At 68.3% G+C, this 10,055-nt stretch carries 18 protein-coding genes and 1 pseudogene; 15 read left to right on the top strand and 4 right to left on the bottom strand.

The genetic code is table 11. From position 1 onward, the window contains the following. Window positions 1–236, top strand: a 236-nt coding sequence (locus ACIP8W_RS30420) for a hypothetical protein (protein WP_402205580.1), incomplete at its 5' end; no start/stop codon positions are given. A 10-nt stretch (window positions 237–246) separates the two neighbouring features. Beyond that, the gene (locus ACIP8W_RS30415; RefSeq protein ID WP_402205578.1) at window positions 247–756 is read left to right on the top strand and encodes a flavin reductase family protein; all 510 of its coding nucleotides are present in this window, start codon (window positions 247–249) and stop codon (window positions 754–756) included. A gap of 23 nt (window positions 757–779) precedes the next feature. Here the strand turns inward: ACIP8W_RS30415 and ACIP8W_RS30410 are convergent, their stop codons facing one another. The 4 genes and pseudogenes from ACIP8W_RS30410 to ACIP8W_RS30395 all read right to left on the bottom strand — a co-directional run bounded on the left by ACIP8W_RS30410 (window position 780) and on the right by ACIP8W_RS30395 (window position 3,377). Further along, window positions 780–950 (bottom strand): hypothetical protein, encoded by a 171-nt coding sequence (locus ACIP8W_RS30410; protein ID WP_402205576.1) that lies wholly within the window; start codon window positions 948–950, stop codon window positions 780–782. Between the two features lie 110 nt (window positions 951–1,060). Next, window positions 1,061–1,192 (bottom strand): annotated as a pseudogene (locus tag ACIP8W_RS30405) (undecaprenyl-diphosphatase); the annotation flags it as partial. Between the two features lie 2 nt (window positions 1,193–1,194). Continuing rightward, complete coding sequence (locus ACIP8W_RS30400) at window positions 1,195–2,559, bottom strand: integrase (protein ID WP_402205574.1); 1,365 nt, start codon at window positions 2,557–2,559, stop codon at window positions 1,195–1,197. A gap of 398 nt (window positions 2,560–2,957) precedes the next feature. Next, on the bottom strand, window positions 2,958–3,377 hold the full coding sequence (locus tag ACIP8W_RS30395; protein WP_402150211.1) for a hypothetical protein: 420 nt from the start codon (window positions 3,375–3,377) through the stop codon (window positions 2,958–2,960). Between the two features lie 174 nt (window positions 3,378–3,551). Here ACIP8W_RS30395 and ACIP8W_RS30390 point away from each other — a divergent pair, with 174 nt between their 5' ends. From ACIP8W_RS30390 to ACIP8W_RS30330, 13 genes are all read left to right on the top strand, one after another. Continuing rightward, the gene (locus ACIP8W_RS30390) at window positions 3,552–3,797 is read left to right on the top strand and encodes a helix-turn-helix domain-containing protein (protein WP_402150213.1); all 246 of its coding nucleotides are present in this window, start codon (window positions 3,552–3,554) and stop codon (window positions 3,795–3,797) included. A gap of 1 nt (window position 3,798) precedes the next feature. After that, window positions 3,799–4,080 carry a DNA-binding protein gene (locus ACIP8W_RS30385; RefSeq protein ID WP_402150215.1) on the top strand — a complete coding sequence of 94 codons (282 nt, stop codon included), beginning with the start codon at window positions 3,799–3,801 and terminating at the stop codon, window positions 4,078–4,080. 182 nt (window positions 4,081–4,262) lie between these two features. Further along, complete coding sequence (locus ACIP8W_RS30380; RefSeq protein WP_402205572.1) at window positions 4,263–4,691, top strand: hypothetical protein; 429 nt, start codon at window positions 4,263–4,265, stop codon at window positions 4,689–4,691. Then, window positions 4,688–4,999, top strand: coding sequence for a hypothetical protein (locus tag ACIP8W_RS30375; protein WP_402205570.1), 312 nt, complete (start codon window positions 4,688–4,690; stop codon window positions 4,997–4,999). The genes ACIP8W_RS30380 and ACIP8W_RS30375 overlap by 4 nt, the downstream gene beginning before the upstream one ends. Continuing rightward, window positions 4,996–5,205, top strand: coding sequence for a hypothetical protein (locus ACIP8W_RS30370; RefSeq protein ID WP_402150220.1), 210 nt, complete (start codon window positions 4,996–4,998; stop codon window positions 5,203–5,205). The genes ACIP8W_RS30375 and ACIP8W_RS30370 overlap by 4 nt, the downstream gene beginning before the upstream one ends. Further along, the gene (locus ACIP8W_RS30365; RefSeq protein WP_402205568.1) at window positions 5,202–5,606 is read left to right on the top strand and encodes a hypothetical protein; all 405 of its coding nucleotides are present in this window, start codon (window positions 5,202–5,204) and stop codon (window positions 5,604–5,606) included. The genes ACIP8W_RS30370 and ACIP8W_RS30365 overlap by 4 nt, the downstream gene beginning before the upstream one ends. 72 nt (window positions 5,607–5,678) lie before the next feature. Then, complete coding sequence (locus tag ACIP8W_RS30360; RefSeq protein WP_402205567.1) at window positions 5,679–6,323, top strand: hypothetical protein; 645 nt, start codon at window positions 5,679–5,681, stop codon at window positions 6,321–6,323. Next, window positions 6,320–8,032 carry a hypothetical protein gene (locus tag ACIP8W_RS30355; protein ID WP_402205565.1) on the top strand — a complete coding sequence of 571 codons (1,713 nt, stop codon included), beginning with the start codon at window positions 6,320–6,322 and terminating at the stop codon, window positions 8,030–8,032. Before ACIP8W_RS30360 ends, ACIP8W_RS30355 begins: the two co-directional genes overlap by 4 nt. Next, a complete protein-coding gene (locus ACIP8W_RS30350; protein ID WP_402205563.1) occupies window positions 8,022–8,234 on the top strand; it encodes a hypothetical protein in 213 nt (70 codons plus the stop codon). Before ACIP8W_RS30355 ends, ACIP8W_RS30350 begins: the two co-directional genes overlap by 11 nt. Beyond that, a complete protein-coding gene (locus ACIP8W_RS30345; protein WP_402205561.1) occupies window positions 8,234–8,734 on the top strand; it encodes a RusA family crossover junction endodeoxyribonuclease in 501 nt (166 codons plus the stop codon). The genes ACIP8W_RS30350 and ACIP8W_RS30345 overlap by 1 nt, the downstream gene beginning before the upstream one ends. Next, window positions 8,731–8,967, top strand: a complete 237-nt coding sequence (locus ACIP8W_RS30340) for a hypothetical protein (protein ID WP_402205559.1) — start codon at window positions 8,731–8,733, stop codon at window positions 8,965–8,967. The genes ACIP8W_RS30345 and ACIP8W_RS30340 overlap by 4 nt, the downstream gene beginning before the upstream one ends. Further along, window positions 8,964–9,743 (top strand): hypothetical protein, encoded by a 780-nt coding sequence (locus tag ACIP8W_RS30335; protein WP_402205558.1) that lies wholly within the window; start codon window positions 8,964–8,966, stop codon window positions 9,741–9,743. The genes ACIP8W_RS30340 and ACIP8W_RS30335 overlap by 4 nt, the downstream gene beginning before the upstream one ends. Window positions 9,744–9,807: 64 nt before the next feature. Continuing rightward, window positions 9,808–10,041: a hypothetical protein gene (locus ACIP8W_RS30330; RefSeq protein WP_402205556.1), complete on the top strand. Its 234-nt coding sequence runs from the start codon at window positions 9,808–9,810 to the stop codon at window positions 10,039–10,041. Window positions 10,042–10,055: the final 14 nt, after the last annotated feature.

Genomic DNA, 10,055 nt, shown 5'->3' with positions numbered 1-10,055 from the left:
GCGGGGAGAAGATCTGGCCGTACGCGGGGAAACCCGTGGCCATAAATTGCGCGGTATTTGGCCGCACACGGGGAGCTTACGGAGACCGCCGTCAACTGCCCAAGGTCCGTCTCCAGCACGCCTTCTCCGCAACCGCGGTCAACATCGTGCGGCTCGACGCCTACTGGAGCGGACACCCCCTCGACCGCAACCGAACCAGCCGCCTCACCCGCCTCAGCCACCAACTCACCGGCTGATCAGACGGAATTGCGCACCAGAGTCAACCTCGCGCCGCACTCGTTCTTCACGGTCTCGTGTGTGGTGCCGCCCGTGGTCCAGTTCACCTCGGTCGGACGCAAGGACACCCTGCGCAACATCGAGGAGACCGGCGAGTTCGTGGTGAATCTCGCGCCCGAGCCGCTCTTCGAGGAGATCAACGCGACCGCGACCGACTTCCCGCACGGGGTCAGCGAGTTCGACGCGGTGGGTATCGAGCGCGAGGCGAGCCTGCGGGTCGAACCGCCCCGGGTCGCCGCGTCCCCTGTGGCGCTGGAATGCGTACTGCACAGCACCCTGCGGCTGGGGGACTCGACGGTGGTGTTCGGGCGGGTCGTCCACGCGGCGGTCGACGAGCGGGTGCTGGTCGACGGCCACCCCGAACTGGCGTTGCTGCGCCCGCTGTCACGGTTGGGCGGGAACGAATGGGGAACGGTCGCCGGAGTGCGCGAGATCGCGCGGATCCCGTACGAGCGGTGGCGCCAGGAGCGCGACGGCTGACGGCGCCCCGGGCCGGACGGGCCCTACGCGACCGCGTCGACCTCGGCATGCAGGGCTTTGGCCCACTCCAGCAGGAGTACCTCGTACGCCTCGGCGGGCCACGTCCCGTCCACGGAGTCGACCAGCGCGCGGATGCGCTCATTGGCTGCGGCGGCGCCGGATGCCGGGGTAGTGGAGGTGGAAGAAGAGGACATACGTCAAACCCTAGAGCCGGTGGACAGCGGTACGGGCCGATCAGGGAGCGTCCTTGCTCACACTCACGGTCCGCCATCACGCGTATCCGTACTGTGCGCGAAAAAGGCTGTCAGTGAGCCGATTCGCCCGCGTGCGGGCTCAGGGTGTCCGTACCGATCAGGATGAACAGGGCGATACCGAGCAGGATGCGATAGATCACAAACGGCATGAAGCTTTTGGTGGAGATGAACTTCATAAACCAGTTCATTGCTCCCTATGCGCAGCGGCCTTGGCCTGCACTTTCATCCACTCTTCAAGATCAACTGGGAGAGGACTGGGAGATAGCTCTACCCAGCCTCCGTCCAGCGTCGCCACGAACCGCAGCCACCGATCCTGGAGTGTGTCCATGACGGCCCGCTCCATCTTCGTCGTCACGTTGGCGTACAGGCCCTCGACGCCGGCCAGCTCGTGGCCCATTCGAGTCTCCGTCGCGATGCGGCTGTGCCCGTCTTCGTCGATCCACTCCTTGTGGCCATGCCGCATCAGGTAGAGCCGCTTGCCCGCCCAGTTCTTCACGGCATCCCAGCCGGGCAGCCAACGTGGGGAGCCGCCCTGTCCCTTGCCGACGCCCTTCGCCTTCTGCTTTCGTTCCTTCTGGCCGTCGGCGATCTTCCGCCAGTAGAAGTACGAAAAATTCGCCTTCGCCAGTTCGCCGCCGTTGATCGCTGGAAATGTCCACTCGGAATCATGGCTTGCGTGGAGGAGCTCCAGGAGCTCTGCCAGGAACTGCGGGATGACGAGGGTCCGATAGCTCTCGTATTTCGGTGGTTCCAGCGAGAGCGAGCCGTCCTTCCACTGGTGTTGGTGAAGGACTCGGATCGCGGGCATTGCTGGAACGCTTGCGTAGCGTTCCAGGCCCTCTTTTCTCTGTTCCTCGTCCGGATCGGAGGCGGGCCACGCGGGGTGGGAATACTCGCGGCGCAGCGCATAGAGCTCTGCCGGTCGCATCCCCGTGAACGCCATGGTCAGAACGAACACGTATCCCGGAAGTCCCCAGTAGCAAAGAGCGTTGAGCGCAAGCTGATGTACGTCCTCAATCAGCATCTCGCTCTTCTTCTCGCGGGGCTTCTTCTTGTACTTGCCGCGATGGCGGTTCTTTCGCTGTACGGGGGAAGCACTGCGGAGATCATCATCTACAGCGTCATCCATGATCATTGAGAACACGTTCAGGATCTCCTGCCCGTAGCGATGCCCGATGTTGGGTTGCTCGCAGAGCCAGATCTTCCAGGACCGCCACGCGGTGGGCTTGATGTCACCCACGGGCGTTTCGCCCCACTGGGGGATGATGTACAGACGGATGATGGCGCGCAGGTTCCTCTTGCGTAGATGTCCGACGTCCTGTGTGTCGGGCCACTCCTTGCAGTAGTCCTTCATGAGGATCGCTCCGTCGCTCCGGCTGATGTATCGGCCGTTGCGGACGTCACTCTCACGGTCGAGGCCGAAGTCGAAGGCTGCGCCCTCGTCGTCGAACCCTCCTTTTTGGTCGTAGATCCACCGGCCGTTGGCATCTTTCTTGCCAGTGCTCCAGCGGACCCGCCACTTGCTGCCGCGATTCTCGACATACGGCATGGGTTGCCCCCTTGCGTTCTCGTGAACTCCTGCTACCGAACTGGGTAGTTATGCGTCTTCGCCGACAGGGCAGGCGCGGCACGCGCCGCAATCAATGCCCTGACTCCGTATCATCTCGCGGATGTTCCGGCGGAGTTGCGGTTCTGTGAGAACGCGAGGGGAGAGGACGCATATGTCGTCCCCATCGGTCTGAAACATCTGGCCGATGAATGTCGGCCCCAGATCGAGAGTGATCGCTGAAGGCATAGGTCCCCCTTGATGTTGCGGGACCTCCCCAGGCGCAGTCCCACCATTGCACACAGATGGCGTTGGCGGGAGTGGGGTTATTGAATCGAATTCAACGTTTTTGGTAACGATTCAATCACGCGAATGATCGGTGGGTGGTGGATTATGGCACGTCAGGTGGCCTTCGGTAGGCGCCCGCGCCTTTGCAGTTCCTTCACGACTTGATCGCTCAGTGCGTGCATCTCGCGAACGGTCAGCCCTGGTGTCGTGATCATGACGGATGCCTGCACGGCTTCCCGTACCTCCTCGGGCAGCATTGCTGGCGGCATCTGGGTCAGGGCTGAGTCGTCGATCCGCTCGACCGGAACCGGCTCGTCGCCTTCGGTGATGGCGATGCAGCTGCCCGGGGCCCACTGCAGGGCGCCGTCGATCTTCGCGTAGGTAACCTCCCGCACGACTTCGCCCTCCTCTACCCGCCGCCAGGTGTCCTTGGAGATGCCGGCCGCGGCTGCGGCGGCCAGTCGGGAAGGGTGAAGCTCGAGGCGGCGTGTCCGGACCTTCTTGGCCAGGCGCTCCAGGTTGCGGGGGGTCATATCGCCATTTTGGCAGGGCCGCGCAGGGCCAGGTAGGGCCGACGGCTAGATAGGCCCAAACCTTGACTCAGCCTGGGCCATTTGAGGCTAATTAAGTCCGCAGCGTGGGGCTTAAGCGCTATGTAGAGCTAGCTAGAGCTAGACATGAGGGCTAGGTGTGGCTATGTTCTAGCCATGCAACACCCCCAGCCCACCTATTTCGAGGTGTGCGGGACGGCAATCCGCGAGGACCGCATGAGCGCGGGACTCGACACCTCCGAACTGGCGAGGCGCGCCGGGTTCAGTCGCCGCTACCTCTCTCATCTGGAGAACGGCACGCGTCGACAACTCGCGCCGAGCAAGTACGCCGCGCTGCGCACCGCCCTCGGGTCCACCGACGAGCGCCTCCTTGTACAGAGGACTCAGCTACCGAAGGAGTGACATGCCCGGCGACAAGTACGAGATGTACGGCCGACCGATCGCCCCCGCGGATCCGGCACAGGAGTACATGACTGTTCAGGAGACGGCTCATGAGCTGAAGTGCAGCGTCAGTTGGCTTCGGCGCTTCCTGAAGAGCCACGAGAACCTGCACAGCCGCCATGGTCGACGCATCGTCACCGACCGTGCCGACCGCGCCGCCATCAAGGCCGCGCGGCGAGCGGATCGGCTCAAGAGCCAGCGCCCGAGCCGTCGTACCAGGCCGCGGCTGGCCAAGGTCGCCTGACTCACGTAAGCGGGGCTGCCCGGACCATGCCCGGTCCCGACAGCCCCTCGGCACACCTCATTCACACGGGAAACGAGGAACCGTTGAATCACAATATCTCCCGGCGGATCACGCCGGCCGATCGCCAACAGCCACCCCTGATCGCGTCCGTGGAGGCTCTGTCGCGGTCCGCGCGGCAGGCTGTGACGACGAAGAGTGGCATTCCGATCTTTCCCCAGGGGCTGGGCTGGCTCCGGTGCGCGGTGTCGGACTGGGGCGGCGATTGGACCGTGGCGCGGGTGCAGGACCTGTTCAAGTCCCGGTTCGGCAAGGGACTGTACAAGTCCGACGCGCGCGTCGCTCTGTACGTCCTGCGCGGTCAGGGGGTCCTCGTCCTCAACGACACCGACCCCAACCGCCACGTCTACACCCCGGCTGCCAGCACCCACCAGGAGAAGGACACCCCTGTCCCGGGGGCGGAGTTCACTCCCGATGCTTCGGTGCGCGGTATCCGTACGGCCGTGCTGATCGGCATCGCGACCGCGCTGCGCGAACATCCCACCGCCGTACGGCTCCTCGCCCGCAGCGCCGAGCTGGAGGCTGAGTCAGCCGGGCCGGAGGCAGACCAGTGACCGAGACCGTACTCCTGCTCGTCTTCATCGGCGTTGGCATTCTCGGCCTCGCGCTCCTGGTCCTGCTGTCCCTGCTGATCGCGTTGACGTTTCAGGCGGTGTGGTGGCTGGCGGCTCAGGGTGTTCACGCCGTCCGTGCCTGGTGGCGGGGGCCGGTACGAACCGTGCAGTCTCCGGCGGCGGCGCGCGTGCTCATGGCCTGCGACACCACGGTCTGCGCGTACACCAGCACTCCGCTCGCGCCGGACAGCGAGGGCCGCTGGGTGTGCCTGACCCTCGGCTGCGGCCAGACCGTCACCCCGCCGTGACCAGTGCCGACGACCCCGGGCCGCTCCTGGACTGGCGCGGTCCGGGGCACTGGTCGGACAGGTCCCGCCCCTGCCGGTACTGCGGCGCCCCCACTCACCTGCGCGACGGCAAGCGCCGTCCGGCTCACAAGGTGTGCGCCGAGCAGGCGCTCGCCGAACAGGCCGCAGAGGCGGCCAATGTCTACAGGACAGGACAGATTCGATGACCTCACCGCTGACCGTGCCGACCGTTTCGGCGCTGGTGCGGATGACCGCCCTCGGTCGGCAGGCCGCTGGTGATCCACCGATACGGGCGATGTGGGAGGCGTACATCCGGCGGTCCGGCATGGCCTCCGCCCACCGTCTGGTCGCCTACACCATCGCGACCCACGCCTCGTACGTGACCGGGGAGATCCCCGAGGACGCGCCGGTCGCCGTGGAGGACCTGGCGGTTCAGACCGGCCTCGACCCCGCCCGGGTCCGTGTCGCGCTGGCCGCGCTCGAGATGCGCTGCCTGATCAAGTCGCCGCCCAGGAGTCGTGGTTCGGATGGCCGGGCCCATCCGTCCAGCCGTATCACGCGGCTGGTCCTGCCCACCGCGATCCTCGACCGCCTGCGCGGCGCGTAGCGCCAGGCCCCGGAGCGCCCGCGCGCCCCTGCCCGCTCTCCCCTGACCGCACGGACACAAGGACATTCCGATATGAAGACCGAATTGCTCTGGCCGGACTCGCTGTTCGAGTCGGTGTACGCGTTGTACGAGGCCGCCCGCGACTATCGGCAGGCACATCGTGCCGCGCTTCTCGCCGAGGCCGGTGTCGATTTCACCCGTCGGCAGATCCACCCGGGGAAGATCCTGCTGCACGGCCGCAGCTTCGACGGCTCCCTTCCCCGGGAGCCGCACGACCTGGCCTGTATCTACGGCGACCACGAGGGCGAGATGCGCCGCCGCTACCAGCACGCCGCGCTGCTCTATGCCACCGGTACCGCGTGGGCCATCGCCACTGTCCAGCACGGCGGCAGCCCCGCCCGGGTCGAGTTCGGCATGGGCAGCGACGGACGGCCCGTCCACCATCGTCTCGGCACCACGATCCTGGCCGCCCTCACCGAAGCCCGCTTCGCCGGCGCGCCCGCGCTGACTGCCGCGCACGACACCCTGATACGGCTCGTGGGCGCGTCCGAGGTCACCGAACGCGACACCAGCGACATATTCAACACGGCGCACGAGGCGCGCGGTATCGGTGATGCGGCGTACGCCTACGGCCGGCTCGCTCAGAGCGCGCTCTACTTCGTTCTCGCGGCCCGTGCCCAGGCCGTCACGGCACTCGGGGTGATCTCCGCTCCGTGAGCGTCCGTCTGCCTGCTTCCGCCGAGCCCCGCCGCACCTGCGGCGGGGCCGGTGGTGCGCGCCCCAACAGGCCGGGGCGCCGCAGCCAGCAGACCGTATGGATCGCCGAGAGCATGTTCCGCGGTGACCACTACCCCGACGAGTTCCTCACCGTCTACACCAAGGTCGCCGCGCTGGATGCCCGGCGTACCTGGCCGGGCCACCGCGCCGAGGACGACGGCTGCACTGCCTCCGTGTCCGAGCTGGCCGCGATGTGCGGCCTGTCCAAGTCCGGCGCCGAGCGCGGCCTGAAAGCGGGACACCAGCCCGGCCCCGCCGGCAGCGAGCAGTGGATCGGCACCCGTCGGCGCACCCACAAGGGAGGCACCGGGCGTACCGCCGAGCGCTACGCCCGTCTCGTCCCCGACGACGAACCCGCCCTCCAGGTGCCGGTGGCCGCCGCCGATGCCCTGTCCCCGCGCCGTTTCCGTGCCTACCTCCATCTGCTGCGCGCGACCACGCTGCGCCTGCCGGTGACGGGCGCCGAGCTGGCCGGTGAACTTCACCATCAGAGTGGCGAGAACGCGGGGCAGCCCCTGGGAGAGAAGACCGGACGGCGTCTCCTGGCCGAGCTGGACGCGGCGGGCTGGATCACCCTCGGCCATCGGACCGGACGCCAGGGCCGGCACACGGTCACCGTCAACCCGCACCCCATACTCCGCGCCGTGCTGCCCACCGCCGAGCAGCTCTCCCTGCCCCTCGGCACGGACACCGCTCTCTCCGCCCCGCGTACGGAGAGGACGGACACAACAGACGGATCCGGCCCGGACGATCATGGCGGATCCCTCGCGTCTAAGGAAGACAGCAGTACCTCTACTGACCGTTCCTCGCAGCTCACTTGGGGGATCCGCCGTAGGCGAGGTGCGGGTAAGTGGGTTCCCGCTCCTGTGGAAAACCCGGGGGCGGTCCCCGCCGTGCTCCGTTCCGGTCACCACCAAAAGCGCAGCAACAACGGCGGCGGCCGGGCGTACGACGGGCCGGATCTCACCATGTCGGAGCGGGTCTGGGAAGCCCTCGCCCCGGTCCACCACGCGTTCTGGCGGGCCAGCGTCTGGGAGCAGCGGAAGATCGGCCGGGAGATCGGCCGTCAGCTCACCGCCGGGGCCACCCCGGAGCGGCTGGCCGCCCGGCTCCAGAGCAGGTACGCCTCCACCGAGGAGCCGTACCGCGGCGAGAACGGCATCGGCCGGTGGATCCTCGGCGCCGGGCTCCACCGCAAGGGCTGCGGGCTCGCCTCCTGCGAGGACGGAACCACCTGGCCCACCGCCGAGCGCTGCCCCGTGTGCCTCGACAACGCCACCGCCCAGGCGGAAAAAACCCGGCGCCTGGAGGAAGCAGAGCGGGCGCAGCGGCGGTGGGCAGAGCGGACGGCGGCCTGGGCGCAGCGCCAGGAGCAGCAGCGCGCGGCCGCGACGAAGGCGGAAGCCGAGCCGTGCATCCCACCGCCCGCTCGCGTCACGCCTCGTCCCGCCGACCCGTTCCCGCACCAGAGCCTCACGCCCGACCAGCGGGCGGTGCTGCGCGCCTCAGCGACCACCGAGTCCGTACGGGCCGCGATCACCGCCCACGGGCAGACCCGGGCGCTCTACCTGTACGGCCACGCCCTGGTCCTCCCCCACCTCAACTCCCCTGATCCGTATGGCCTCGAAGGAGAAGCCCGTGCTCAGTAGCCACCACATCACCGCCTGCCGGCGCTGCCGTGCCCCGATCTGCTGGGAATTCACCACGGCCAACGGCCGTCGGCAGCCGGTCGACGCGACGCCCGCCGCAGACGGGAACCTGGCTGTGACCCGAGGGTCCGACGACGTGCTGTACGTACGGTCCCTCAGCCAGGCACGCCCCATCCCCACCCAGCCCAAGGAGCAGCCCTGATGTCCATCACTCCGTTCGGGCGGGGCGCAGCGATCACGGTCACCGTCCACGGGACACCCGGCCCGCAGGGCTCGAAGCGGCACTTGGGCGGCGGGGTGATGATCGAGTCGTCGAAGAAGGTCAGGCCCTGGCGCCAGGACGTGAAGTGGGCGGCCCTTGACGCGACGCGCGCGCGGCCCGCATGGGTACCACTGGATGGCCCCCTCGCCGCCGCGGTGGTCTTCACGTTCGCGCGGCCGCGCGGTCACTACCGGACCGGCCGCAACGCCCATCTGCTGCGCGACGCCGCCCCGGCGCGCCCGGCGGTCTACCCGGATCTCTCGAAGATTCTCCGGTCGACGGAGGACGCCCTGACCGGGGTGGTGTGGGCCGATGACGCCCGCGTCGTCGAATACACCCGGCTCGGCAAGTACTACGCCGACACGGGCGACCCGGATGTCCTCGGCGCGCCGGGCTGCGTGATCCGCGTCTGGCCCCTGCATCCGGCGGTGACCCGGTGAGCGAGCGGATCGACGCCGACCGCCTGGAGGAGATCCGCCAGCTCCGTTTCACCGTTGACGGGCACCATCCGACCCGGATGTTCGCCACCCCCGCCGAGCAGCAGCTCTACCAGCTGGCCGCGACCCTCTACGGCGCTCTGCGCGATGTCCTCGACGACCACCAGCACCTCACCGGCGCACACACCGCCGCCACCAACGAACTGGCCCGATGGACAGGAGTACTCTCCCGATGACCAGCTGTATCCCGCTCGCCGCGCTCACCCAGGAGCAGCTCGACTCCCTGTACGGCCAGGCCAAGGCTGCCGCTGGAGTGCGGCTCGAACGTGACCGGCTCACCATCGCGCTGGCCGACCGGCGCCGCGTCCACAACGAGGCTGAGGCTGACGTCACCGCCGCCGTCCTCCAACTGGTTGCCGCCGAAGCCGCCATCGACCGCGTGCGTACCCTCGCCGAGAACCACCGCGCGAGGCACGCCCTCCTGCACGCCAGCCATGTCCTCGCCGCTCTCGATACTCCCGCCACCAGCATCACCCCGCCCATACACACCGACCTCGTGTCATGGGCGGCGCGTCTGGCCGAGGCCGGAGACGACCCCGGCAGGCTCCTGGCACTCGCCGAACTTTCCCGGCGCCGCCTGACGTCCGCGCTGATCGCCTCCGCTCACCTCCTCGACGTCCCGCTCGCCGACGCGCCCACCCAGACCCCGTGGAGACGCAGCGTCCACCCGGCCCTGCGCGCCCTCACCGACGCCCTGCGCGCCCTCCACTCCCACCCGGACACGACCCCCGCCGGCCAGCACACCACCATCACACCGGCCCCGGCCGGATACGAGCCGCCGGCGCTGCGCCGGGCGATCGACCGGGCCCTCACAACGCCGGTCGCCTGCCCGGACTGCAAACGGACCATCGTCTGCCCGTGCGACACACCCCGCCACGAAGAACGCATCGACACACTCCTGGCCGCGATCACACCCTGGCTCCCGCAGACGGGGGCACGCCGTGGCGACTGACCCCTACGAGGCGGCCCTCCGGTACCGCCTCTACGAGGCTGTATTCGCCACAGGGTGTCTGGGCATGTCCGGATCCGCCCTGTGGTTCGTGGCACACAACCTCTGGGCCGAGTGTGTGTTCTTCGGTCTGGTGGCCCTGGTCATGGCCGAGGGTGCTGCCCGCTCCGGTGCCGACTACCGGCACGCCCACGCCCGCGCCACTGGCACCACCACGGGCCCGTGCTGCTTGGCCTGGACCGCCTGCCGGGGCACCGTCCACGAGGCGCACTGCCGCCACACCATCATCGACCAACTGTGACCCATGCGTAAGGG

It is taken from the genome of Streptomyces sp. NPDC088554 (assembly GCF_044752945.1).
GTDB lineage: Bacteria > Actinomycetota > Actinomycetes > Streptomycetales > Streptomycetaceae > Streptomyces.
Note: the sequence above shows the minus strand (reverse complement) of the source record. Positions and strands in the feature narration are given on the sequence as shown.